This is a genomic window from Cupriavidus sp. a3 (assembly GCF_051015765.1).
GTDB lineage: Bacteria > Pseudomonadota > Gammaproteobacteria > Burkholderiales > Burkholderiaceae > Cupriavidus > Cupriavidus oxalaticus_A.
The window spans coordinates 599,593-623,702 of sequence record NZ_CP170644.1 but is presented as its reverse complement, the minus strand read 5'-3'; the positions used below and the strand labels follow the sequence as shown (position 1 = coordinate 623,702).

The 24,110-nt window shown below is 66.5% G+C and carries 25 protein-coding genes; 10 read left to right on the top strand and 15 right to left on the bottom strand.

Annotation, left to right across the window (positions count from 1 at the left end; genetic code table 11):
• Positions 1 to 49 precede the first annotated feature (49 nt).
• From paaE to paaA, 5 genes are all read right to left on the bottom strand, one after another.
• Positions 50 to 1,126: a 1,2-phenylacetyl-CoA epoxidase subunit PaaE gene (gene paaE / locus ACAD63_RS24795; protein ID WP_133094282.1), complete on the bottom strand. Its 1,077-nt coding sequence runs from the start codon at positions 1,124 to 1,126 to the stop codon at positions 50 to 52.
• A gap of 17 nt (positions 1,127 to 1,143) precedes the next feature.
• Positions 1,144 to 1,659 carry a 1,2-phenylacetyl-CoA epoxidase subunit PaaD gene (gene paaD, locus ACAD63_RS24790; RefSeq protein WP_133094281.1) on the bottom strand — a complete coding sequence of 172 codons (516 nt, stop codon included), beginning with the start codon at positions 1,657 to 1,659 and terminating at the stop codon, positions 1,144 to 1,146.
• A gap of 5 nt (positions 1,660 to 1,664) precedes the next feature.
• Positions 1,665 to 2,417, bottom strand: coding sequence for a 1,2-phenylacetyl-CoA epoxidase subunit PaaC (gene paaC, locus ACAD63_RS24785; RefSeq protein WP_434034495.1), 753 nt, complete (start codon positions 2,415 to 2,417; stop codon positions 1,665 to 1,667).
• A gap of 13 nt (positions 2,418 to 2,430) precedes the next feature.
• The gene (gene paaB, locus ACAD63_RS24780; protein ID WP_434034494.1) at positions 2,431 to 2,712 is read right to left on the bottom strand and encodes a 1,2-phenylacetyl-CoA epoxidase subunit PaaB; all 282 of its coding nucleotides are present in this window, start codon (positions 2,710 to 2,712) and stop codon (positions 2,431 to 2,433) included.
• 69 nt (positions 2,713 to 2,781) lie between these two features.
• Positions 2,782 to 3,780: a 1,2-phenylacetyl-CoA epoxidase subunit PaaA gene (gene paaA / locus ACAD63_RS24775; RefSeq protein ID WP_135702990.1), complete on the bottom strand. Its 999-nt coding sequence runs from the start codon at positions 3,778 to 3,780 to the stop codon at positions 2,782 to 2,784.
• A 139-nt stretch (positions 3,781 to 3,919) separates the two neighbouring features.
• On the opposite strand from paaA, the gene paaX reads away from it, so the two are divergent.
• Positions 3,920 to 4,843, top strand: a complete 924-nt coding sequence (gene paaX, locus ACAD63_RS24770) for a phenylacetic acid degradation operon negative regulatory protein PaaX (RefSeq protein WP_434034493.1) — start codon at positions 3,920 to 3,922, stop codon at positions 4,841 to 4,843.
• Between the two features lie 91 nt (positions 4,844 to 4,934).
• Here the strand turns inward: paaX and boxA are convergent, their stop codons facing one another.
• The 4 genes from boxA to ACAD63_RS24750 form a co-directional block, all read right to left on the bottom strand.
• Positions 4,935 to 6,215, bottom strand: coding sequence for a benzoyl-CoA 2,3-epoxidase subunit BoxA (gene boxA, locus ACAD63_RS24765; RefSeq protein ID WP_434034492.1), 1,281 nt, complete (start codon positions 6,213 to 6,215; stop codon positions 4,935 to 4,937).
• Positions 6,216 to 6,343: 128 nt separating this feature from the next.
• Positions 6,344 to 7,771 (bottom strand): benzoyl-CoA 2,3-epoxidase subunit BoxB, encoded by a 1,428-nt coding sequence (boxB, locus tag ACAD63_RS24760; RefSeq protein WP_195427006.1) that lies wholly within the window; start codon positions 7,769 to 7,771, stop codon positions 6,344 to 6,346.
• A gap of 56 nt (positions 7,772 to 7,827) precedes the next feature.
• Positions 7,828 to 9,486, bottom strand: a complete 1,659-nt coding sequence (gene boxC / locus ACAD63_RS24755) for a 2,3-epoxybenzoyl-CoA dihydrolase (protein ID WP_135702993.1) — start codon at positions 9,484 to 9,486, stop codon at positions 7,828 to 7,830.
• 212 nt (positions 9,487 to 9,698) lie between these two features.
• The gene (locus tag ACAD63_RS24750) at positions 9,699 to 10,661 is read right to left on the bottom strand and encodes a helix-turn-helix transcriptional regulator (RefSeq protein ID WP_135702994.1); all 963 of its coding nucleotides are present in this window, start codon (positions 10,659 to 10,661) and stop codon (positions 9,699 to 9,701) included.
• An 87-nt stretch (positions 10,662 to 10,748) separates the two neighbouring features.
• Here ACAD63_RS24750 and ACAD63_RS24745 point away from each other — a divergent pair, with 87 nt between their 5' ends.
• The 4 genes from ACAD63_RS24745 to ACAD63_RS24730 all read left to right on the top strand — a co-directional run bounded on the left by ACAD63_RS24745 (position 10,749) and on the right by ACAD63_RS24730 (position 15,884).
• Positions 10,749 to 11,240: a DUF4863 family protein gene (locus ACAD63_RS24745; RefSeq protein ID WP_135702995.1), complete on the top strand. Its 492-nt coding sequence runs from the start codon at positions 10,749 to 10,751 to the stop codon at positions 11,238 to 11,240.
• An 8-nt stretch (positions 11,241 to 11,248) separates the two neighbouring features.
• A complete protein-coding gene (locus ACAD63_RS24740) occupies positions 11,249 to 12,796 on the top strand; it encodes a 3,4-dehydroadipyl-CoA semialdehyde dehydrogenase (RefSeq protein WP_195427000.1) in 1,548 nt (515 codons plus the stop codon).
• Positions 12,797 to 12,888: 92 nt separating this feature from the next.
• Positions 12,889 to 14,493, top strand: a complete 1,605-nt coding sequence (locus ACAD63_RS24735) for a benzoate-CoA ligase family protein (protein WP_135702997.1) — start codon at positions 12,889 to 12,891, stop codon at positions 14,491 to 14,493.
• A gap of 32 nt (positions 14,494 to 14,525) precedes the next feature.
• A complete protein-coding gene (locus tag ACAD63_RS24730; RefSeq protein ID WP_135702998.1) occupies positions 14,526 to 15,884 on the top strand; it encodes an MFS transporter in 1,359 nt (452 codons plus the stop codon).
• A 126-nt stretch (positions 15,885 to 16,010) separates the two neighbouring features.
• On the opposite strand, the gene ycaC is transcribed toward ACAD63_RS24730, so the two are convergent.
• Together ycaC and ACAD63_RS24720 are read right to left on the bottom strand one after the other, a co-directional pair.
• Entirely contained in the window at positions 16,011 to 16,637 is a 627-nt protein-coding gene (ycaC, locus tag ACAD63_RS24725) for an isochorismate family cysteine hydrolase YcaC (RefSeq protein ID WP_135702999.1), read from the bottom strand.
• Positions 16,638 to 16,722: 85 nt separating this feature from the next.
• The gene (locus ACAD63_RS24720) at positions 16,723 to 17,400 is read right to left on the bottom strand and encodes an isochorismatase family protein (RefSeq protein WP_434034491.1); all 678 of its coding nucleotides are present in this window, start codon (positions 17,398 to 17,400) and stop codon (positions 16,723 to 16,725) included.
• A 157-nt stretch (positions 17,401 to 17,557) separates the two neighbouring features.
• Between ACAD63_RS24720 and ACAD63_RS24715 the strand changes: the two genes are divergently transcribed.
• The 4 genes from ACAD63_RS24715 (at position 17,558) to ACAD63_RS24700 (ending at position 19,774) form a co-directional block, all read left to right on the top strand.
• Entirely contained in the window at positions 17,558 to 18,466 is a 909-nt protein-coding gene (locus tag ACAD63_RS24715) for a LysR family transcriptional regulator (protein WP_135703001.1), read from the top strand.
• A gap of 417 nt (positions 18,467 to 18,883) precedes the next feature.
• On the top strand, positions 18,884 to 19,144 hold the full coding sequence (locus ACAD63_RS24710; RefSeq protein WP_135703002.1) for an isochorismatase: 261 nt from the start codon (positions 18,884 to 18,886) through the stop codon (positions 19,142 to 19,144).
• A gap of 73 nt (positions 19,145 to 19,217) precedes the next feature.
• Positions 19,218 to 19,439 (top strand): translation initiation factor IF-1, encoded by a 222-nt coding sequence (infA, locus tag ACAD63_RS24705; RefSeq protein WP_133094266.1) that lies wholly within the window; start codon positions 19,218 to 19,220, stop codon positions 19,437 to 19,439.
• Between the two features lie 80 nt (positions 19,440 to 19,519).
• Positions 19,520 to 19,774, top strand: coding sequence for a translation initiation factor 1 (locus tag ACAD63_RS24700; RefSeq protein WP_135703003.1), 255 nt, complete (start codon positions 19,520 to 19,522; stop codon positions 19,772 to 19,774).
• A 62-nt stretch (positions 19,775 to 19,836) separates the two neighbouring features.
• On the opposite strand, the gene ACAD63_RS24695 is transcribed toward ACAD63_RS24700, so the two are convergent.
• The 3 genes from ACAD63_RS24695 to ACAD63_RS24685 all read right to left on the bottom strand — a co-directional run bounded on the left by ACAD63_RS24695 (position 19,837) and on the right by ACAD63_RS24685 (position 20,964).
• Positions 19,837 to 20,211: a hypothetical protein gene (locus ACAD63_RS24695; RefSeq protein WP_434034490.1), complete on the bottom strand. Its 375-nt coding sequence runs from the start codon at positions 20,209 to 20,211 to the stop codon at positions 19,837 to 19,839.
• A gap of 84 nt (positions 20,212 to 20,295) precedes the next feature.
• Positions 20,296 to 20,583, bottom strand: coding sequence for a hypothetical protein (locus ACAD63_RS24690; RefSeq protein WP_133094263.1), 288 nt, complete (start codon positions 20,581 to 20,583; stop codon positions 20,296 to 20,298).
• Positions 20,584 to 20,760: 177 nt separating this feature from the next.
• Positions 20,761 to 20,964: a cold-shock protein gene (locus ACAD63_RS24685; protein WP_135703005.1), complete on the bottom strand. Its 204-nt coding sequence runs from the start codon at positions 20,962 to 20,964 to the stop codon at positions 20,761 to 20,763.
• 281 nt (positions 20,965 to 21,245) lie between these two features.
• Here ACAD63_RS24685 and ACAD63_RS24680 point away from each other — a divergent pair, with 281 nt between their 5' ends.
• A complete protein-coding gene (locus ACAD63_RS24680; RefSeq protein WP_133094262.1) occupies positions 21,246 to 21,464 on the top strand; it encodes a hypothetical protein in 219 nt (72 codons plus the stop codon).
• An 84-nt stretch (positions 21,465 to 21,548) separates the two neighbouring features.
• On the opposite strand, the gene ACAD63_RS24675 is transcribed toward ACAD63_RS24680, so the two are convergent.
• On the bottom strand, positions 21,549 to 23,786 hold the full coding sequence (locus ACAD63_RS24675; RefSeq protein ID WP_434034489.1) for an NADP-dependent isocitrate dehydrogenase: 2,238 nt from the start codon (positions 23,784 to 23,786) through the stop codon (positions 21,549 to 21,551).
• Positions 23,787 to 24,110 lie beyond the last annotated feature (324 nt).

The following is a 24,110-nucleotide window of genomic DNA, read 5'->3' as shown; positions in this document are numbered from 1 at the left end:
CTCCGGGGGCGAGATTGAATCTGGGTATTGGGAATGGCAGGAAAACGCTTCAGGTTTCCTGGTCGAAATCGATCACCAGCTTGTCGCTGACGGCGTAGCTCTGGCAGCTCAGGATGAAGCCGCGCGCGACTTCGTAGTCTTCCAGCGCGAAGTTGACGTCCATGTCGACCTCGCCTTCGATGCGCTTGCAGCGGCAGGTCGAGCAGACGCCGCCCTTGCAGGAGTACGGCAGCTCGATGCCCTGCGCCAGCGCGGCGTCGAGCACGGTTTCCTTGTTCTTTTCCAGCGTGAAGGAACGGGTGCGGCCGTCCTGGATCACCGTCACCTCGCACTGCTGCTGGCCGACCTGCTTGTGCGCATGCGCGGCGGGCCGCGCCGCGGGGATGCTGGTGGCGAACAGCTCGCGCTTGATGCGGGCCTTGTCGACGCCGTTGTCGAGCAGCGCCTGCGAGACTTCTTCCATCATCGACTGCGGGCCGCAGATAAAGGCGACGTCGATGTCCTGCGGCCTGACCCAGTGCTTGAGCAGCGCGTTGACCTTGCCGCCGTCGATGCGGCCGTTGAACAGGTCGATGTCGAGCTGCTCGCGGCTGAGCACGAACACCAGGTTGAAGCGCTGCAGGTAGGTGTCCTTCAGGTCTTCCAGCTCTTCCTTGAACAGCACCGACGACGAGGCGCGGTTGCCGTAGAACAGCGTGAAGCGGCTGTCCGGCTCCGCCTGCAGCGTGGTCTTGATGATCGACAGCATCGGCGTGATGCCGCTGCCGGCGGCAAAGGCGACGTAGTGCTTCGCGTGCGTGGCGGACAGCGGCACGTGGAAATGGCCGGACGGCGGCATCACTTCCAGCTTCATGCCCGGCTGCAACTGCTCGTTGGCCCAGTTGGAGAACAGCCCGCCGTCGACACGCTTGATCGCCACGCGCAGCTGCGCATCCTGCACCGCCGAGCAGATCGAGTACGAGCGGCGCACGTCCTCGCCGTCGATACCGGTGCGCAGCGTCAGGTGCTGGCCCTGCACGTAGCGGTAGGCGTCGGCCAGTTCGTCCGGCACGGCGAAGGTCACGGCCACCGCGTCACGGGTTTCGCGCGTGACCGAGGCCACCGTCAGTTCATGGAATTTGCTCATCTCCCCACCTTTCCTTCTCAGTGAGCCTTGAAGTAGTCGAACGGCTCTTTGCAGTCGCCGCAGCGGTACAGCGCCTTGCACGCGGTCGAGCCAAACTGGCTGACCAGCCGCGTATGGCGCGAGCCGCAGTGCGGGCAGGCCACCACCAGGGCCGGCGCCGCTTTCCGGCTGATGCCGCTGATATCGATCACCTGCTGCGCCGGCGGCGCGATGCCATAGCCGGTGAGGCTGGCCTTGCCACGCGGCGTCATCCAGTCGGTGGTCCACGCCGGCGCCAGTTGCGTCCGCACGCGCACCTTGTCCACGCCCTGCGCGGCGAGCGCGCTTTCGATGCCTTCGCGGATCACGGTCATGGCCGGGCAGCCTGAATACGTCGGCGTGATGGTGACGACGCAGGCATCGCCTTCCCACGCCACGTCGCGCACGATGCCGAGATCCACCACGGAAATCACTGGAATCTCAGGGTCCGGCACCGCGTCGAGCCAGGTCCAGACCTGCTCCACGGCGGGACGCGCCAGCGCTTGCGCGGTCATGATGCTCACCACTGCGCGCCGGGATAGGCGCGCTGCAGGAACTGCATCTCGGCCAGCAGGTAGCCGAGGTGTTCGGTATGGCGGCCGTGGCGGCCGCCGCTCTGCGCCCACTGGCTCGCAGGCACGCGCAGCGTGGCTTCCTCCAGCACCTCGCCGACATGACGCTGCCAGGGCTCGGCCAGCGTGGCGGGATCGGGGATCACGCCTGCGCGCGCCAGAGCGGCCTCGGCCGCATCGGCTTCGAACAGTTCGCCGGTGAACATCCACAGGTCGCCGAACGCATCCTGCATGCGGCGGTGGCTTTCTTCGCTGCCATCGCCCAGGCGCACCACGAGGTCGGCGCTGCGGCGCACGTGGTAGGTCACTTCCTTGAGCGACTTCGCGGCGATTTCGGCAATGCGCGCATCGGTTGATCGCTGCAGCGCTTCGAGCTGGAAGTAGTGCCACGTATCGAACAGGAACTGGCGCGCCAGCGTATCGGCATAGCTGCCGTTGGGCTGTTCCGCCAGCAGCAGGTTGCGGAACTGGTGCGCGTCGCGCAGGAAGGCCAGCTGGTCGGCGCTGCGGCCGGCGCCCTCCACTTCGGCGGCATAGCCCAGCCACAGGCGGGTCTGGCCGATCAGGTCGAGCGCGACGTTGGTCAGCGCGATGTCCTCTTCCAGCGCCGGGCCGCGGCCGCACCATTCCGACAGGCGCTGGCCGAGCACCAGCGTGGAATCGCCGAGGCGCAGCAAATATTCGAGCTTGTGGTTCGTCATGGTCCGGGCCGCCTCAGATGTGCTTGACCGCTTCCGGCATCGGGAAGAACGTGGGGTGGCGGTAGACCTTGCTGTTGGCGGGCTCGAACAGCGGGCCCTTGTCGCTGGGGCTGCTGGCCATCACGTCGCTGGCCTTGACCACCCAGACGCTGACGCCCTCGTTGCGGCGCGTGTAGACGTCGCGGGCGTTGTTGATCGCCATTTCGCCGTCCGGCGCGTGCAGGCTGCCCACGTGCTTGTGGGCCAGGCCGTGCTGGCTGCGGATAAAGATCTCCCAAAGCGGCCACTCTTTCATGGCAACCTCCTGTGTAAAGCGATTCGATGTGGGGAGCGGCGCGCTGCGCCGCGTGCGATCAGGCGGAAATCAGGCGGCGGCTTGCTGCGCCTGCTTGCCGGCCTGCTTGTCCGCGTGGGCCACCAGCGCGTTGCGGAACCATGCGCCGTCGTCCCAGGCCTTGACGCGGGTGCGCAGGCGCTCGCGGTTGCACGGGCCGTTGCCCTGGATCACGTTGTAGAACTCGGACCAGTCGATCTCGCCGAAGTCATAGTGGCCGCGTTCTTCGTTCCACTTCAGCTTCGGGTCAGGGATGGTCAGGCCCAGGTATTCGGCCTGCGGCACGGTCTGGTCGACCATCTTCTGGCGCAGTTCGTCGTTGGAGAACAGCTTGATGCGCCATTGCATCGATTGCGCGCTGTTGGGCGAATCGCCGTCGGACGGGCCGAACATCATCAGCGCGGGCCACCACCAGCGGTTGAGCGCATCCTGCGCCATCCGCTTCTGCTCGGGCGTGCCGTTGCACAGCTTCAGCAGGATGTCGTAGCCCTGGCGCTGGTGGAACGACTCTTCCTTGCACACGCGCACCATGGCGCGCGCATACGGGCCATACGAGCAGCGGCACAGCGGCACCTGGTTGATGATGGCCGAGCCGTCGACCAGCCAGCCGATCATGCCGATGTCGGCCCAGGACAGCGTGGGGTAGTTGAAGATGCTGGAATACTTGGCCTTGCCCGAATGCAGGTCGCCCAGCATCTGGTCGCGCGACACGCCCAGCGTCTCGGCGGCGCTGTACAGGTACAGGCCGTGACCGGCTTCATCCTGGATCTTGGCCAGCAACACCGCCTTGCGCTCCAGCGTGGGGGCACGGGTCACCCAGTTGCCCTCCGGCAGCTGGCCGACGATTTCCGAGTGCGCGTGCTGGGAGATCTGGCGGACCAGGGTCTTGCGATAGGCCTCGGGCATCCAGTCCTTGGCCTCGATCTTGATGCCGTCATCCACGCGGGACTGGAACGCGCGCTCCTGCGGGTCCATCTCTTCCATCGCGCGGAGCCTTGTTGCTCCTGTCTCCACCAGCTGTGCGTACATGCCTGCTCCGCTTTTGTAAGGGCCTTGTCTGAAGCTTGACGGGCGCTTGATTTGCGTCAAGCTCGTCAGTTGCAATGGATGGTAGTGATACAATTTGATTCAAGCAATCGACGAATGTGTATCACTTTCGAGGACCATCATGGCGCTTTCCCCGGCTCCGGAACTGCCCTCCCCGCGCATTGCCCGGCTGGCACGCGGCCTGAAGCTCGGGGCCAATGCCATGCTGTCGACGCTGTTCGGCGACGTGGTGGCGCCGCGGCCACAGGCGATCTCGCTGGGCAGCCTGATCCGCCTCGCGGCGCCGTTCGGCATCAATGACAGGCTGGTGCGCACGGCCACTTTCCGCCTTGCGGCGGACGACTGGCTGGCCGCGACCCGGATCGGGCGGCGCAGCTACTACGGGCTGTCGGAGGCCGGCCTGCAGCGCATGCTGCACGCCGGCAAGCGCATTTATGCCGGCGAGGCGCCTGCCTGGGACGGCCGCTGGACCATGGTGCTGGTGCGCGGTGACGTACGCGCCACCATCCGGCAGAAGCTGAAGCGCGAATTGCTGTGGGAAGGCTTCGGCGCCATCGCGCCGGGCGTGCTGGCGCACCCCAACGCGGACCTGGCCTCGCTGCGCGAGATCGTCCAGGCGGCGCGCGCGCAGGAGTATGTGGCAGTGATGGAGGCGAGCAGCCTGGAGGCGTTCTCGCTGCGCCCGCTGCAGGCGCTGATGCACCAGACCTTCAAGCTGGGCGATGTGGCGCACGCGTGGCAGGCGCTGCTGCGGCGGTTTTCACCGCTGGCGGACGAAGCGGCAGACTTGCCGCCGGTGGATGCCTTCTTTGTCCGGACGCTGCTGGTCCATGAATACCGGCGCGTGCTGCTGCGCGACCCGAACCTGCCGGAGGCGCTGCTGCCGCAGGACTGGCCGGGGCGGACGGCGCGGGGGATGTGTAGTGGGATGTATGGGGCGTTGCTGGAGGCGAGCGAGAAGTACCTGCATGAGGTGGTGGAGGTGGCGGAGGGCGGGTTGGCCGATGCGTCCAACGAATTGCGCAAGCGGTTCAAGCATGCCTGACATCCCGGCGACGGCCGCCGGTTTGCTCCCCCGCAAGCGGGCGAGGGGAGCCTGTGCGAGCGGCGATGGCGCTATCTGCGACGCCTCGCCTTCAGTACGTCTCCAGATGCAACCGCCCTTCTCGCTTCAGCCCTTCAGCCAGCGATTCCCAATGCAGGCCCGCCTGCTGCGCCACATCGCGCAAGGCCAGCACCACGCCCTCCTCCATGCTCTTCAGCCCGCAGACATAGAAGTACGTATCCGCTGAAGCCAGCAGCGCCACGAGGTCGGCCGCGCGTTCGCGCATCAGGTCCTGCACATAGCGCTTGGGCTGCCCCGGCGTGCGCGAGAACGCCAGGTTGATGTCGATGAAATCCTTCGGCAGGTTCTGCAGCGGCCCGAAGTACGGCAGCTCTTCCTTGCTGCGCGCGCCGAAGAACAGCATCAGCTTGCCGCCGTCGAACTTGCCGGCCTTGCGCAGCCGCCGGCGCCATTCGGTCATCGCCCGCATCGGCGCGCTGCCGGTGCCCGTGCAGATCATCACGATATTCGAGCGCGGATGGTTGGGCATCAGGAAGCTGGCGCCGAACGGCCCGATCACTTCCACCTTGTCGCCCACCTTCAGGTCGCACATGTAGTTCGAGCCGACGCCGCGCACGGCGTTGCCGTCGTGGTCCTGCAGCACGCGCTTGATTGTCAGCGACAGGTTGTTGTAGCCCGGCCGCTCGCCGTTGCGCGCGCTGGCGATGGAGTACTGGCGCGCGTGGTGCGGGCGGCCGCCGGCGTCGGTGCCCGGGGGCACGATGCCGATCGACTGCCCTTCGAGCACCGGGAACGGCGTCGCGCCGAAATCCAGCACGATGTGGTGCGTGTCGTATTCACGGCCGACTTCGGTCACGCGCACGTTGCCGGTCACCGTGGCGGTGATGGTCTTGTGCGCAGACTTGGCGCCATAGAGGTTGGTGTAGGCATGCGCGGCGGACCAGGGTGGCACGGTGGCGCCGTAGCGCGCGCTGTTGAAGGTATCTTCGCCGGTGCCGGCGAGCGGCGACGTGGCGGGAATCTCCGGAGCGGCGGTCTGCGTTCCGGCGCCGGGGGCCAGGTCGGCCAGTTGCTCGGGCGAAAGCTCTGCGGGCAGCGTGTCCCAGGTCAGCTGTTCTTCGATGCTGTAGGCGCGCAGTTTCGGCATGTCGCGCCAGTTGTCGATCGAGCCGGTCGGACACGGGGCAATGCAGGCCATGCACAGGTTGCACTTGTCGGCGTCGACCACGTAGTTGCGCGAGTCATGGGTGATCGCGCCCACCGGGCAGGTGGCTTCGCAGGTGTTGCAGCGGATGCAGATCTCGGGATCGATCAGGTGCTGCTTGATGACTTGAATTTCTGCCATGTCCATGGCGGTCTCCAGAATCAGAGTGCTTCGCGGGCACTGCGCTTGAGCTTGCCGAGGCCCGCCGCGGACGCTCCCCTCTCCCGCGCAGTGGGAGAGGGGAGCAAACCGAACGCGGTTGATGACGCCGTGGCTCAGTTAAACCGCACGTACTCGAAATCCACCGGCTGGCGGTTGATGCCCATGACCGGCGGCGCGATCCAGTTGGCGAACTTGCCGGGCTCGACCACGCGGCCCATCAGGCTGGCGACGAAAGCGCGGTCGCCTTCGGTGGGCAGCCACTGGTCGCGGAAATCGCGCCATTCGGCGTCGGAGACCACGCGGCCGTCGGGCGATACCTTCACACCGGCGAGCGCGCCGATATTGCGGTGGAAGGCCTTGTGCGGCACCTTCAGGCGGAACGGGATGCCGGCCTTCTCGATCACCTTGTTCCAGCGCTCGACGCCGGCCATGCTGTCCTTGATGTAGTCGTCGCGCAGCACCTCGTTGAGCGCGTTCAGCATCGGCACTTCCTTCTCGGTCAGCTGGCCGTTCTGCGCCTGCAGGATGCGGTAGGTCTGGCCCTTGAGCACGTGGTCGTCCATGCGCTTGCCTTCTTCGTAGCGGCCCTTCAGGCCGGTGCTGTAGAAGGTGGCGGCGTTGCTCGACTCATCGGCGCCGAACAGGTCGATGGTGACGCTGTAGTGGAAGTTCAGGTAGCGCTGGATGGTCGGCAGGTCGATCACGCCGGCGGCGCGCAGCTTTGCCGGGTCGTCGGTCTTCAGCTCGTTCATCACCTGGCAGGTGCGCTGGATCACGCGCGACACGCCGCTCTCGCCGACGAACATGTGGTGCGCTTCCTCGGTCAGCATGAACCTGGTGGTCCGTGCCAGCGGGTCGAAGGCGCTCTCGGCCAGCGCGCACAGCTGGAACTTGCCGTCGCGGTCGGTGAAGTAGGTGAACATGAAGAACGACAGCCAGTCGGGCGTCTGTTCGTTGAACGCCTGCAGGATGCGCGGGTTGTCCTGCTGGCCGCTGCGGCGCTCCAGTAGCGCTTCGCCTTCTTCGCGGCCGTCGCGGCCGAAGTACTTGTGCAGCAGGTAGACCATGGCCCACAGGTGGCGGCCCTCTTCCACGTTCACCTGGAACAGGTTGCGCAGGTCGTACATGCTGGGGGCGGTCAGGCCCAGGTGGCGCTGCTGCTCCACCGATGCCGGCTCGGTATCGCCTTGCGTCACGATGATGCGGCGCAGGTTGGCGCGATATTCCCCGGGAATGTCCTGCCACGCGTCTTCGCCCTTGTGATCGCCGAAGTGGATCTTGCGGTTGGCCTCGGCCGGGTTCAGGAAGATGCCCCAGCGATAGTCCGGCATCTTGACGTGGCCGAAGTGGGCCCAGCCCTGCGGATCGACGCTGATCGCGGTGCGCAGGTAGATGTCATGGGTGTGCGACCCTTCCGGGCCCATGTCGTTCCACCAGCTCAGGTAGTTGGGCTGCCACTGCTCGAGCGCGCGCTGCAGGGTGCGGTCTTCGCTCAGGTTGACGTTGTTGGGGATCTTGTCGCTGTAGTTGATGCCGGACATGGTGGTCTCCTGGGGAGGACGATTCGGTTGTCGTTGGGTTCGCGGTGGGTGCGGGATCAGACGCGGTTCCAGTCGAAGGCGGCCTTGTCGCCCTTGCCGTAGACCTTGAGCGCCCCCTTGTCGCCGACGGCGTTGGGGCGCTGGAAGATCCAGTTCTGCCACGCGGTCAGGCGGCCGAAGATGCGGGTGAACATGTTTTCCTGGCCGTTGAAGCGCAGGTTGGCCTCCATGCCGGTGAGCGCGTCGGGCGACATCGCCACGCGCTCTTCCAGCGCGATGCGGACTTCGTCGGTCCAGTCGATATCGTCGGGGTTGGCGGTGACCAGTCCCAGCGCCCAGGCGGCGTCGGCATCGAGCGGCTGGCCGGCCTTTGCGCGCACGGCATCGAGCGCGGGCTGTTCGTCGTAGAAGCGCCGTCCCAGTCGGCTCTGGCCGGTGGCCATCGGGTACAGGCCGAAATTGACTTCGGCCACGGTAATCTTCGGCGCGCGCGCCTCGTCGTCGGGCAGCGCCAGGTGGTAGCTGCGGTCGCAGGCCAGCGCCAGTTCCAGGAAGGTGCCGGCAAAGCAGGAGCCCGGCTCGATCAGCGCGAACAGGCTGCGCGACGACACGTCCAGGCGGCTCAGCGTGCGGCGCAGCAGGCCGATGGTCTCGCGCACGAACCAGTGGTCCTTGTGCGCCAGCAGCGTGGCGTCGGTGGCCAGCACCGCGGCGGCATCGCCGCTGGTCTTGATCAGCCAGGTGCCGATGTCCAGCTCATTGGTGCGCATCGACAGGATCGCGTCTTCCAGTTCGCGCGCCAGTTGCAGCGGGTACCAGCTGGCGCCGGCGGCGACAATCGCTTCAATATCCTGCGGCTGCGCACCGGTGGGCGCCTTCACCGTGAAGGTGGCGGTGCGGCCGGCGCGGTCGATCTCGACCGTCACATGCGTGTAGCGCAGCGCATCGGCTTCGATGCTCCGCTCGATCGGCGCGAGCGCGACGCCCTGCGCATCGGCCGGGCGGTCGCTCTGCGCTGCCAGCGCCAGCGCGCGCTCCTGCACCTTCTGCGCGAACACCGCCGGCTTGGCGATATCGTCGACCAGCCGCCAGTCCTTGGCGCGCTGGCCGCGCACGCCTTCGGTGGTGGTGCAGAAGATATCGGCGAGGTCGTGGCGCACGTGGCGCTTGTCGGTCACGCGGGTCAGGCCGCCGGTGCCCGGCAGCACGCCCAGCAGCGGCACTTCCGGCAGGCTCACCGCGGACGAGCGGTCGTCCACCAGCAGGATCTCGTCGCAGGCGAGCGCCAGTTCATAGCCGCCGCCGGCGCAGGCGCCGTTGACCGCGGCCAGGAACTTCAGGCCGCTGTATTGCGACGAGTCTTCGATGCCGTTGCGGGTCTCGTTGGTGAACTTGCAGAAGTTGACCTTCCACGCATGGCTGCTGACGCCGAGCATGAAGATATTGGCGCCCGAGCAGAACACCTTGTCCTTGCCGCTGGTGACGACCACGGTGCGCACTTCGGGGTGTTCGAAGCGGATGCGGTTGAGCGCATCGTTCAGCTCGATATCGACGCCGAGGTCGTAGCTGTTCAGCTTGAGCTTGTAGCCCGGACGCAGGCCGGCGTTCTCGTCGATATCCACCGCCAGCGTGGCGACAGGGCCTTCGAACTTCAGCTTCAGGTGCTTGTACTGGGCGGGGGTGGTCTGGTACTCGACGCGGGGGGCGGTGGTCACGGCGGTGTCTCCTCGGTGGAACTGCACCATAGTGCATGAACTGGAATCTGGTGAGGAGAACTATAGTTCATCGTTCAGATTTTATGCAAGCACTATTGTGCAGATTTTTAGGAGGGACGGAAAACGCACCCGACCGGCTTGCTCCCCGCAGGCGGGAGAGGGGCACGCAGTCGGAAATTGCGGGGATTACACCCCGGGTGACGGGCGAACCCTCAGCCCGGCATCTGCAACGCCGAGCGCACCAGCTCGCGCAGCGCCGCGAAGGTTGGCTCCAGCGGCTGCGCGCTGGTATTCAGCGAGAACTCCGCCTTGGAATAGAACGCGGCGCGGCCGGCCAGGATGTGGCGCAGGTCTTCCATCGCCTCCCTGCTCGCGGCCATCGGGCGGAAGTCGCCCTGCGCCCGCACCCGCTCCATATGGTCTTCCGCGTCGGCCTGCAGCCAGACCGTGGTGCAGTGGGCCAGCAGCAGGTTGAAGGTGGCCGGGTCGGACACCAGGCCGCCCGGCGTGGCGATGACGGCTTCGGGATAGATCTGGATGGCCTCTTCCACCGCCCGGCGCTCGTAGCGGCGGTAGGCGTTCATGCCGTACAGCCCCTGGATCTCGGCAATGCTGCAGCCGGCGAACTTCTCGATTTCGCGGCTCAGTTCGACGAACGGGAAATCCAGGTCCTCGGCCAGCATGCCGCCCAGCGTGGTCTTGCCGGCGCCGCGCAGGCCGATCAGCGCCACGCGCGGGCTGCGCGCCGCCTGCGCGGCATTCTCGCCGCCGGTGCCGAGCATCTCGCCCACGGCGATGCGCACGCGCCGCAGCGTGGCTTCGTCGCGGTGCTCCAGCAACTCGCGCAGCAGGATCCATTCCGGCGAGGACGTGGTGACGTCGCCCAGCAGCCCGGCCAGCGAGCACTGCAGCGCGTCGGCAATGTGCTGCAGCACCAGGATCGACGCGTTGCCGCTGCCATATTCCAGGTTGGCCAGGTGCCGCTCCGACACCCCGGCCGCCTGCGCCGCCGCCTTGCGCGTCAGGCCGCGGCGCGCGCGCAGGTCGCGCACGCGCTCGCCCAGCGCCACCAGGAAGGGGTTTTTCTCGGCGCCGTTGGCGGCCGCCGCGCCTGAATCATCTTGCAGGCGTTCATCCCGGGTTAACCCAGATTCATGCAATATAGTGCTTGACATGATTTCTCGGTGGTCCTATTTTTCATACATGCACAATAATGCATGAAGCCTTCGATAGCAATGGCTGAATCAGACGGAGCCCCCTGGATGTCCCTCACCCTCTCTCCAAAGCATTTCCGCGAGCAGATTGCGCAACTTACCGCGCAGCTTGCCGGCCGGCCGCTCGATACCGCGCTGGACGCGTGGCTCAATGCCGAGCACGGCGCCGGCAGCGCTACCTACCAACAACTGAAGGCGAGCTGCGAGGCCGGCGTGGCCGAAGGCTGGTTGTGCGACCGCGAAGGCGGCGGCATCCGTTACGGCCGCATCTTCAAGCCCGCCGACGACCTGCACGGATTTTCAGTCGATGTGGTCGACATGCAGGACATTGCCGGTCCGCACCATACGCATCCCAATGGCGAGATCGACCTGATCATGCCGCTGGACGGCAGCAATGCGCAATTCGACGGCCGCCCCGCCGGCTGGCTGGTATGCCCGGCGGGCAGCGCGCACCGCCCCACTGTCAGCAACGGCCGCGCGCTGGTGCTCTACCTGCTGCCGGAAGGCCTGATCGACTTCACCCGCGACTCCACCCGCTAAGGACCGCCATGACCGAACTGCTTTCCAACTACCTCGGCGGCAAGTGGCAGGCCGGCAGCGGTGCCGGCACGCCGCTGTTCGATCCCGTGCTGGGCGATGAACTGGTGCGGGTCGATGCGGCCGGCCTGGATCTCGCCGCCGGCTTTGCCTTCGCGCGCGAACAGGGCGGTGCCGCGCTGCGCGCGCTGACCTACCGACAGCGCGCCGCGCTGCTGGCCGACATCGTCAAGGTGCTGCAGGCCAACCGCGATGCCTATTACGAGATTGCCACCGCGAACAGCGGCACCGTGAAGAACGACTCCGCGGTCGATATCGATGGCGGCATCTTTACGCTGGGCACCTATGCCAAGCTGGGCGATGCGCTCGGCGACCGCCGCTTCCTGCCCGACGGCGAGGCCGCGCGACTGGGCAAGGATCCGCTGTTCCAGTCGCAGCACGTGCTGGTGCCGACGCGCGGCGTGGCGCTGTTTATCAATGCCTTCAACTTCCCGGGCTGGGGACTGTGGGAGAAGGCTGCGCCCGCGCTGCTGGCCGGCGTGCCGGTCATCGCCAAGCCCGCCACCGCCACGGCCTGGCTGACGCAGCGCATGGTGCGCGACGTGGTCGAGGCCGGCGTGCTGCCGGCGGGCGCGCTGTCGGTCGTCTGCGGCAGCTCGGCGGGATTGCTGGACCAGTTGCAGCCGTTCGACGTGGTGTCGTTCACCGGCTCGGCCGATACCGCGGCGGTGATCCGCTCGCATCCGGCCATCGCGCAACGCTCGGTGCGCGTGAATATCGAGGCGGACAGCATCAACAGCGCGGTGCTGCTGCCGCAGGCGGGGCCGGACACCGCCGCGTTCGAGCTGCTGGTGAAAGAAGTGGTGCGCGAGATGACGGTCAAGTCCGGGCAGAAGTGCACTGCGATCCGCCGCGTGTTCGTGCCCGAGGCGCTCTACGGGCAGGCCGCCGAAGCGATCGGCGCGCGGCTTTCGAAAGTCATCGTCGGCAATCCACGCAACGACTCGGTGCGCATGGGCGCGCTGGTCAGCCGCGCGCAGTTCGATGCGGTCACCGCGGCGCTGGCGGCATTGCGCCGGCACGCGCAGGTGCTGCACGACGGCACGCGGCAGCCGCTGGTCGACGCCGATCCGGCCGTGGCCTGCTGCCTCGGGCCGACGCTGCTCGGCGCCAGCGATGCCGATGCGGCCGCGGCGGTGCATGACACCGAAGTATTTGGCCCGGTCGCCACGCTTCTGCCCTATCGCGATACCCCGCATGCGCTCGCACTGGTGCGCCGCGGCCAGGGTTCGCTGGTGGCCTCGCTCTATGGCAGCGATGCCGCTGCGCTCGGCGCCGCCGCGGTCGAACTGGCCGACAGCCACGGCCGCGTGCATGTGATCTCTCCCGACGTCGCGCAGCTGCACACCGGCCACGGCAACGTGATGCCGCAATCGCTGCATGGCGGCCCCGGCCGCGCCGGCGGCGGCGAGGAGCTGGGCGGCCTGCGCGCGCTGCATTTCTACCATCGCCGCAGCGCGATCCAGGCCAGCACCGAGGTACTTGGCACGCTGGCCTGAGCGCCGGTTCCACACGCCTTCATCCTCCTTCACCGCGCCGTCCTCGCATGGCGGCGCGCAGCACACCGTACACCAGTAACGGGGAGACAAGCATGACCGCCACCACCGCAGACGTCCCGGTGCAGCCGCCGGGCGCGTCCTTCAACTTTGCCGCGCACCTGCTGGCGTGCAATGCCGGGCGCCCGGACAAGACCGCTTATATCGATGACGATGGCCGGCTTACCTACGGCGAGCTGGCGCAGCAGGCGCGGCGCCTGGCCGCCGCGCTGCTCGGCGCCGGCGTGCGCCGCGAGGAACGCGTGCTGCTGCTGATGCACGACTGCACCGACTGGCCCGTGAGCTTTTTGGGTGCGATGTACGCCGGTGTCGTGCCGGTGGCGGTCAACACGCTGCTGACCGCGGATGACTACGTCTACATGCTGCAGCACAGCCGCGCGCAGGCGGTACTGGTGTCGGCGGCGCTGCTGCCGGTGCTGCGGGACGCGCTGGCGGTGCCCGGGCATGAGGTGGGCAAGGTGTTCGTGTCGCGCGCGCAAGGGCAGTTGCCCGAGGGCATGGTGCCGCTCGACACGGTGCTCGCCGCGCAAACCCCGCTCGCCGCGCCCGCCGCGACCAGTTGCGACGATCCGGGCTTCTGGCTGTATTCGTCAGGCTCGACCGGACAGCCCAAGGGCGTGGTGCACAGCCACGGCAACCCGTACTGGACCGCCGCGCTCTATGCCGGCCCGGTGCTGGGCCTGCGCGAGGACGACATCTGCTTCTCCGCGGCCAAGCTGTATTTCGCCTACGGCCTCGGCAATGGCCTGAGCTTTCCGTTGAGCGTTGGCGCAACGGTGGTGCTGATGGCCGAGCGGCCCACGCCCGAGGCCACCTTCCGCCGCTGGCTGGAACACAAACCCACGGTGTTCTTCGGCGCGCCCACCGGCTACGCCGGCATGCTGGCCAACCCCGCGCTGCCCGCGCGCGCCGACGTGGCGCTGCGGCTGTGCTCGTCGGCCGGCGAAGCGTTGCCCGCCGAGATCGGCCAGCGCTTCACCGCGCATTTCGGCTGCGAGATCATCGACGGCATCGGCTCCACCGAGATGCTGCATATCTTTCTTTCCAACCGCCCCGGTCAGGTGCGCTACGGCACCACGGGCTGGCCGGTGACGGGCTACGCCATCGAGCTGCGCGACGAATGCGGCCAGCCCGTTGCCGACGGCGAGATCGGCGATCTCTATATCCAGGGCCCCAGCGCCGCGATGATGTACTGGGCCGACCGCGAGAAATCGCGCGAGACCTTCCGCGGCGGCTGGACCAAGAGCGGCGACAAGTACGTGCGCAACGCGGACGGCAGCTACAGCTACGCCGGCCGCAGCGACGACATGCTCAAGGTCAGCGGCATCTACGTCTCGCCGTTTGAGGTCGAGGCCACGCTGGTGCAGCATCCCGCCGTGCTGGAGGCCGCGGTGATCGGCGTGCCGGACCAGGAAGGGCTGGTCAAGACCAAGGCCTTCGTGGTGCTGAAGGCCGGCGCGCAGCTGGGCGACGGCGAGCTGAAGGCCTTCGTCAAGGAGCGGCTGGCCGCGTACAAATACCCGCGTGCGATCGAATTCGTCGACACGCTGCCCAAGACCGCCACGGGCAAGATCCAGCGCTTCGTGCTGCGCGAGCGCGAACTGAAGGCCGCCGCAGAGCGCGCCATAGCAGTGGCGTAAGCACGCGCCATCCCACCCTACCGGAGACAACCATGCGTCAGATCGATGTCCACCAGCTGGCCGACGAGGCCCGCTTCAACCGCTTCCATGCGCAAATCCTGTTCTGGTGCGCGCTCATCATCATCTTCGACGGCTATGACCTGGCCGTCGCCGGCATCGCGCTGCCGTCGATCATGAAGGAGATGGGCGTCACCGCGACCAGCGCGGGCTTCATGGTCAGTTCCGCGCTGTTCGGCATGATGTTCGGCGCGATCTTCCTCGGTACCATTGCCGACCGTATCGGCCGCCGGCGCGCCATCGCCATCTGCATCGGGCTGTTCAGCGTGTTCACCGCGGCCGCGGGCCTTGCCAGCGATCCGGTCGCGTTCAGCGTCACGCGCTTCCTGGCGGGGCTGGGTATCGGCGGCGTGATGCCCAACGTGGTGGCGCAGATGACCGAGTACTCGCCGCGCAAGCTGCGCGGCACGCTGGTGACGCTGATGTTCAGCGGCTATTCGGTCGGCGGCATGCTGGCCGCGCTGCTGGGCAAGGGGCTGATCGAAAGCTATGGCTGGCAGTCGGTGTTCCTGGCCGCGGGGCTGCCGGTGCTGCTGGTTCCGCTGGTGCTGCGCGCGCTGCCGGAGTCGATGCCCTACCTGATCCGCACCAGGCAGACCGCCACGCTGCAGGGCGTGGTAGCACGGCTGGTGCCATCGCACCGCCCGCAGGCCGGCGACGTCTTCACGCTGCCCGCCGACGACAAGTCAGGCAGCGCGCCGATCCGCCGCCTGTTCCAGGACGGCCGCGGCTTCAGCACGGCCATGTTCTGGGTGGCGTTCTTCATGTGCCTGTTCATGGTGTATGCGCTCAGCTCGTGGCTGACCAAGCTGATGGCCGCCGCCGGCTACAGCCTGGGCTCCGCGCTGACCTTCGTGCTGGTGCTGAACTTCGGAGCGATGATCGGCGCCGTGGGCGGCGGCTGGCTGGCCGACCGCCTGCCGATCAAGCATGTGCTGATCGGCATGTACGCGCTGGCAGCGATCTCGATCACGCTGCTGGGCTACCCGATGCCGACCGCCGCGCTGTTCGTGGTGGTGGGACTGGCCGGTGCCTCGACCATCGGCACGCAGATCGTCACCTATGCCTATGCCGGCCAGTTCTACCCGATGGCGGTGCGCGGCACGGGCATCGGCTGGGCCTCGGGCGTGGGCCGCAGCGGCGCGATCCTGGCGCCGATCGTGATCGGCGTGCTGGTGGGGATGTCGCTGCCGCTGCAGCAGAACTTCATGGCGATCGCGATCCCGGCGGTGATCGCGGTGCTGGCGGTGTCGCTGATCGACCACCGCCGGTCGGCCTCGGCGCAGGGCGAGGTCGAGCGGGAGCCAGTGGGGGGCGCGGTGAAGCAGGCTTGAGTGTTATCTCGCCCGTCGGCACATCCACGGGCATACCCACGGCCTGCCCTCTCCCCCTGCCCCTCTCCCCTGCCCTCTCCCGCAAGCGGGAGGGGAGCAAACCGGCAGTCCTGCAGGCAATGCGGATTATTTCCCGCCCTTCACCGTCGTATATGCCGTGATCAGGTTGCGGTAATCGGGGATATGGTTCGAGAACAGCGTGCCCAGTCCCTCGATATCGTTGCGCCAGTCGCGGTGCAGCTCGCAGGCCACGCCGAACCACGTCATCAGCTGCGCGCCGGCCTCCGACATGCGGCGCCACGCGGAATCGCGCGTGATTTCGTTGAAGGTGCCGGAGGCATCGGTCACGACAAAGACGTCGAAGCCTTCCTCGATCGCCGAGAGCGCCGGGAATGCCACGCACACCTCCGTGACCACGCCCGCGATCAGCAGCTGCTTCTTGCCGGTGGCGCGCACCGCCGCGACAAAGTCTTCGTTGTCCCAGGCATTGATCTGGCCCGGCCGCGGGATGAACGGCGCGTCGGGGAACATCTGCTTCAGCTCGGGCACCAGCGGACCGTTGGGGCCGTCTTCGAAGCTGGTGGTCAGGATGGTCGGCAGCTTGAAATACTTGGCCAGGTCGGCCAATGCCAGCACGTTGTTCTTGAATTTGTCGGGTTCGATATCCCGGACCAGCGACAGCAGGCCGGCCTGGTGGTCGACCATCAGGACAGCTGCCTGGCTCTTGTCCAGGCGCTTGTAGGTCTTGCTCATGGCGTGCTCCTGTGAAAACGGGCACGGCCGGAGGATTTCTCACCGGCCGCTTCCGTGGGTAAAAGCCTTGCCTGTGCGAACAATGTCAGCGTTGGGAGTCCAGCACCTCGTGCTTCTTCTCGACGTCCTGCGCCTTCATGTAGCTCTCGATCAGCAACTGGTAGGCGGGGAAGATCTTAGTATAGACCTCGGCCCATTGCTGCGCGTCCGGGCGGTTCCAGCTCTGCTGCAACTCGGAGGCGACCGCGGCGGTATCCATCGGCACCACGCCGGCCTGGACGATGCGCGCCAGCGTGATTTCCTGCGCCATCTTGGAATAGGTGCCGGAGGCATCGACCACGGCGAACACCCTGTAGCCGTCGGCGACCGCGCTGATCGACGGGAACGCCATGCAAACGCTGGTGATGGTGCCGGCGATGATCAGCGTCTTCTTGCCGGTTTCCTTCACCGCGGCAACGAAGTCGGGGTTGTCCCACGCGTTGATCTCGCCCTTGCGCGCGACATACCGGGCATGCGGGGCGTTCTCGTGGATCTCGGGAATCAGCGGGCCGTTGGGGCCTTGCGGCACCGTGGCCGTGGTGATGACGGGCAGCTTGCACAGCGTTGCCATCCTGGCCAGCGCGGCGGCGCGCAGGCGCAGCTCGGGCATCGGCATGTCGCCCACGGTCTGGAACAGGCCGCTCTGGTGGTCGATCAGCAGCATGGCCGTATCGGCGGGATCGATTGCGGGGCGCTTGCCATTGAAATTGGCGGGGGTGGTCATCTCGCTTTCTCCTTGCACAGTGGACTGGGATACGGTGGCCGTGGCGCCGACGCCGTGGAACCGACCGTGTGGCAAGAGCATAGGTCTTGGCAGATTGCCCCGGTACGCTTGAAAATCCGCCCTCAGCGTCCTACTGGCAGGACGACAGGAGCCGCCGTTGCATCCGGACCTCAACGACCTGTATTACTTTGCGCAGGTAGTCGACCACCAGGGCTTTGCTCCGGCGGGGCGCGAGCTAGGGATCCCCAAGTCCAAGCTGAGCCGGCGCGTGGCCATGCTGGAAGAGCGGCTGGGCGTGCGCCTGATCCAGCGCTCCACGCGCCGCTTTTCCGTGACCGAACTGGGGCAGACCTACTACGCGCATTGCAAGGCGATGCTGGTCGAGGCGGAGGCCGCCGAGAGTGTGATCGAGCGCACTCGCGCCGAACCCAGCGGCCTGGTGCGCATGACTTGCCCGGTGGCGCTGCTGCATACCCGCGTGGGCGAAATGATTGCGGATTTCATGGCCGCCAACCCTAAGGTCACGGTGCACCTGGAGGCCACCAACCGCCGCGTGGACGTGGTCGCCGAAGGCGTGGACCTGGCTATCCGCGTGCGCGTGCCGCCGCTGGACGACAGCGACCTGGTCATGCGGGTGCTGGCCGAGCGTGCCTGGTGCATCCTCGCCAGCCCCAGGCTGGTGGAGGGCCGGCCCCCGCTGCTGACGCCGGCCGACCTGAACCCGCTGTCGACGCTGGACCTGGGTCCGCCGCGCCCCACGCATGTGTGGGCGCTGCACGGCCCCGACGGCGCCAGCGCCGAACTGCACCACAAGCCCCGGCTGGTCACCGACGACATGATCATGCTGCGCACCGCCGCGGTGGCCGGCGCCGGGCTGGTGCAACTGCCGGTGATGATGGTCAGCGACGAACTGCGCGAGGGCCGCCTGGTCCGGGTGCTGCCCGGCTGGTCGATCAAGGGCGGCGTGATCCACGCGGTGTTCCCGTCGCGGCGGGGGCTGCTTCCCTCAGTGCGCGAGCTGATCGATTTCCTGTCGCAGCGGTTCGCGCAGATCAGCGAAACCTGAGCGTCTGGCAGGGCGCGCGCCACGTGCGCTGTCCGGCATGCGGGAACGGCCCGCGCCAGAAGTGGTATCATTCGGTTTCGTTCGCACGGATCGGCAACGCCCGACGCCAGTGCGCCCGCCGCAGGACCATCCCACAAAAAGTACATCGGCGGTGGCCGGGCCCGATCCCGGCATTCCCAGGGCGGCAACGCCCCTCACCCTATCCGACCGGCGGCACGCCCGCTCCGCAACCACCGCGCCCCTCGCAGCGCACCGGTTGCGCAGGCATGGTCCACTCCCGCCAGACTCCCTGCCTGCGCCGCGCGCGGGCCCCGACGCTGGCCTACAGCAACGGCGAACGGTCGCCAATCCTGCGCCGCCTGCATCGGACCGATGCACCGCGCCGCGCGCGGCCGCGCCTCTTGAACGGACAACACATTGAAGCCACACAACCACCACCACAACCAACGCCTCGACAACCGACTCAGCCAGGACCCGTACACCGTTTCGGTTTATCCGATCCAGCAGGAACCCGGCCTCTGGTTCGCGACCTACATGATTGCCGAATACCGCAACGGCGCCGAGCGCATCGTCGCCAACGTGGCCATGCGCCACGACACGCACCGCACCGAAGCCCGTGCGTGCCTGGCCGCGCGGCGTGCCGGGGAACGCGCCGCGGCGCGGCTGCGCCTGCGGTAACCACCGATCTTCCGGCCTACGGGCCGTCACAACGGCGTGCGCCATCCCGGCGCCGCTCTCGCAAGGAGCCTCTTTGGCAAAAGAAGAACTGGTGGAATTTGGCGGCAAGGTATCCGAGGTGCTGCCGGACAATCGCTTCCGCGTCGTGCTGGAAAACGGGTTCGAGGTCTGGGCCTATTCGTCCGGCCGCCTGAAGAAGAACCGCATCCGCGTGCTGGCCGGCGACCGCGTCACGCTGGAAATGTCGCCGTACGACCTGACCAAGGGACGCATCAACTATCGACACAAGTCGTAGGCCGCGTTTTCCGCCATGGCATGTGCCGCACCGGCGCATGCCACCCCAACACGTCATTTCATCGCATAGGAGAACCGACCATGTCGACCATCGAAGAATGGGAAGCCCTGCACCTGACGCCGGAAGGCTGGCAGGCAGGCACCTACCGGCACTCACCGTGGCAGGAGGTACAGATCGCGCCGCCGGCCGCCGGCGTACTGACGGTCAGGCGCCACGTGACCGCGACCTATTGCGGCCCGTCGCGCGCGGTGGAAGACCGCACGCCCGAAATCGCCGACATGGCGCTGATCGAAGCGCTGCTGGAGCGCCACGGCGCCCCGGTGTTCAAGATCTGACAGGAATCGCGCCGTGTTGCCGCGTGCCGGCACGAGCGGCCTGAGCGCCCCTGAGCGTCGCCTCAGCCCACTACGCGCACATGCGGCCGTCCGGCCCGGACGCCGCTGCCGACCGGCCTCAGTTCGCCGTCCCACGGCGCAGCGCTGAGGTCCAGCACATAGTCGCCTTCCCGCGCCTTGTCATGCAGCTGGTCGCGTACCACCTGGCCGATGGCCAGCCGGCACAGCGCTTCGCCGCTGGCGCCAAGCTGGTCCGGCAATGCATCGGCTTCGGCCAGCACGGCGAATGCGCGCCGCCCGACCCCGACAAAGCTGGTGAAAAGCACACCGGTGGGCCGCTGCGCATCGATGAAGCAGACCGCAACGTGGTAGGTGATGCCCTTGCCCTCGCCGGGCAACGTGCACAGAAAACCGGATGATCCCGAACGTATGTCCATGTACGAATTCCCTGCTGGCTGACGGATGCTGCCGCGCACGCTGGCGCCGGCGGCATCGTGCCGCGTTGATGCGGAGGAGTATTCTTATTGCGCCATGACCAGCGACACCCCAGGCACCGTGCCGTTGATGATGTCCTCGGCATAGCGCAGTGCACCGCGGCGCGCGCCGCCCACGTTGTCCCAGGGGGCGGCATCCAGGCGGAACGTGCGTGCCTGCGCGCTTTCAGGCGATTCGCCGGCGAGGCAGATAACCACCGCGGCATCGAAGGAGCGGTCGGGCCTGGGCTCCGGCCACACCCGCGCGACGGCATGCTTGTACACCAGGGGATAGACGTCGTATCCCTTGTAAGTCGCAGCTGGATAAACATCCATGTCGGCCTCCGGCGGTTGGTGGTGTTCCCCTCACTCTACGCCTGTTGCAACGTCAAGAGTGGCTTTATTTCATGCCGGTACAAGATAGCGCCACACAAAACAAAAAAGCTCCGCGCTGGCGGAGCTTCTTGACTGAACCGGCGCCGAGGCGCTCAGTGCAATGGCAGTCGTTCAGACTCAGATCGGCTCGATCTTGGTCGCGGCCGGGCCCTTCTGGCCAACGCCGGCGACGTAGCGAACCTTCTGGCCTTCTTGCAGCGACTTGAAACCGCTGCCCTGGATTTCGGAGAAGTGCGCGAACAGGTCGTTGCCGCCTGCTTCAGGCGTAATGAAGCCAAAACCCTTCGAATCGTTGAACCACTTAACGGTACCGGTTTCCATGCTGGATTCCTCAAAAAGTATTTCCTGCCTGGCAAAAGCGCCGGCAAGGCATGACGATCAAGGAAGTAACTTGGAGAGAAAGTGGCGCCGTGTGGGCAAGCACCTGGACTTCGAGATTGCTGCTTGAAAGACCTGCATCCACCCTTATACAGGTGCCGCTACCCAGGGTCAATGCACTTCGGCAGATCGGCAGGAAATTGCGGCAATAAGCGCCGCATGCGCTGGCTGCGGGCCGCGCTGTCCGTGCATGCTACAGTGCCGCATCGAACGGACAAGAACGGATGACACTCTGCACTGCCTGCCAGGCCATCGAACGCCACCGCCGCGGCGCCCCCGGGCACGCCGCGCTGCGCATTACCGATACCCAGCGCATCAAGCCGCCCGGGTCAGCCGCGATCACCATCAGCACCTTTGTGTGCCAGGACTGCGGCGCGCGCTGGACTTACCGCGACCAGAAAAAGGGCACGGAACAAGGCTGGGAAGTGCAGCCGGACACTTAGCCCGGCCCGGAAAAGAAACAACCCCGGGGACCTCGTCCCCGGGGTTGCGGCGCTGCTCCGGCCCGTCATGCGGGCCGGCATCCATCAGGCCGTGACCGACGCCAGCGCGGCGTTCAGCGTCTGGCTCGGGCGCATCGCTGCGCTGAGCTTGGCTGCGTCCGGCTGGTAGTAGCCACCGATGTCGACCGGCTTGCCTTGCACCGCGGCCAGCTCGGCCACGATGTTCTGCTCGTTGTCGGTCAGCGTCTTGGCCAGCGGCGCGAACTTGGCGGCCAGTTCCGCGTCGTCCGACTGGGCGGCCAGTTCCTGGGCCCAGTACATCGCCAGGTAGAACTGGCTGCCGCGGTTGTCCAGCTGGCCAGTCTTGGGCGACGGGCTCTTGTTATTGTCGAGCAGCTTGCCGGTGGCGGCATCCAGCGTCTTCGCCAGGATCTTGGCGCGGGCATTGCCGGTCTTGATGCCGACGTCTTCCAGCGACACCGCCAGCGCCAGGAACTCGCCCAGCGAATCCCAGCGCAGGTGGTTCTCTTCCACCAGTTGCTTGACGTGCTTCGGAGCCGAGCCGCCGGCGCCGGTTTCATACATGCCGCCGCCGGCCATCAGCGGAACGATCGACAGCATCTTGGCGCTGGTGCCCAGTTCCATGATCGGGAACAGGTCGGTCAGGTAGTCGCGCAGGATGTTGCCGGTCACCGAGATGGTGTCCAGGCCGCGGATCACGCGCTCCAGCGTGTAGCGCATGGCGCGCACCTGCGACATGATCTGGATGTCCAGGCCGTTGGTGTCGTAGTCCTTCAGGTAGGCCTCGACCTTCTTGATCAGCTCGGCCTCGTGCGGACGGTACGGGTCCAGCCAGAACACGGCCGGCATGCCCGAGTTGCGCGCGCGCGTGACGGCCAGCTTGACCCAGTCGCGGATCGGCGCGTCCTTGACCTGGCACATGCGCCAGATGTCGCCCTGCTCGACGTTCTGCGTCAGCAGCACTTCATTGGTGGCCAGGTCGACGATATTGGCAACGCCGTCTTCGGTGATCTCGAAGGTCTTGTCGTGCGAGCCGTATTCCTCGGCCTTCTGCGCCATCAGGCCGACGTTCGGCACCGTGCCCATGGTGGTCGGGTCGAAGTTGCCGTTGGTCTTGCAGAAGTTGATGATCTCCTGATAGATCCGGGCAAAGGTGCTTTCCGGGATCACGGCCTTGGTGTCCTTCGGACGGCCGTCGGCACCCCACATCTTGCCGCCGATGCGGATCATGGCCGGCATCGAGGCATCGACGATCACGTCGTTCGGCGCGTGCAGGTTCGAGATGCCCTTGGCCGAATCCACCATCGCCAGTTCCGGGCGATGCTCGTGGCAGGCGTGCAGGTCGCGGATGATCTCTTCGCGCTTGGAGCTGGGCAGCGACTCGATCTTCTCGTACAGGTTGACCAGGCCGTTGTTGACGTTCACGCCCAGTTCGTCGAACAGCGCGCCATGCTTGGCGAAGGCTTCCTTGTAGAAGATCTTGACGGCGTGGCCGAACACGATCGGGTGCGACACCTTCATCATGGTCGCCTTGACGTGCAGCGACAGCATCACGCCGGTGGCGCGGGCGTCTTCGAACTGCTCTTCATAGAAGGCGCACAGGGCCTTCTTGCTCATGAACATGCTGTCGATGATCTCGCCGTCCTGCAGCGAGACCTTGGGCTTGAGCACGATGGTCTTGCCGCTCTTGGTGATCAGCTCCATCTTGACGTCGCGGGCCTTGTCCAGCGTCAGCGACTTTTCGCCATGGTAGAAGTCGCCGTGCTTCATGTGGGCCACGTGCGTGCGCGAGGCCATGCTCCACTCGCCCATGCTGTGCGGGTGCTTGCGCGCGTAGTTCTTGACCGCGGCCGGGGCGCGGCGGTCGGAGTTGCCTTCGCGCAGGACCGGGTTCACGGCCGAGCCCAGGCACTTGGAATAGCGCTTCTGGATGGCCTTCTCTTCGTCGGTCTTCGGGTCTTCCGGATAGTCCGGCACCTTGTAGCCCTTGCCCTGCAGCTCGCGGATGGCGCTGACCAGCTGGTGCACCGAGGCGCTGATGTTGGGCAGCTTGATGATGTTGGTGTCCGGCTGCTGCGTCAGCTTGCCCAGCTCGGCCAGGTTGTCCGGCACGCGCTGTGCTTCGGTCAGGAATTCGGGGAACTCGCCCAGGATACGGGCGGCCACCGAGATGTCGCTGGTGGTGACGTTGATGCCGGCCGGCTTGGTGAAGGTCTGGATAATCGGGAGGAACGCACTGGTCGCCAGCAGCGGAGCTTCGTCGGTCAGCGTGTAGATGATGGTGGGTTGCTGGGTACTCATTGCTTCTCTCAGATCCTCTATCGGTGGGTGGGACTTCTGCCTGCCGGGTCACGGCCAGGGCGACAAACTAGGCGAAAGATGGAATTTTGCCTCAGTTTGCTTTCAGTAGTCTGAAAACCAGCGCATTTTGCGCGGCAATCGGGCAGAAAATCAGGCCGGCGCCGGTCCGGTGGCGCCTGGTTTCGCCCGTTGCACCCGAACGGTGCCAGCCCGGCGCCCGAATTGACATTTCGGGACAAGCTGGGGTCAGGCCACCGATGCCCCAGGTGCGCCCGACGGATCACAGAGTTGTCAAACTTGACGCCGACAATGTCGTCTTTTGTC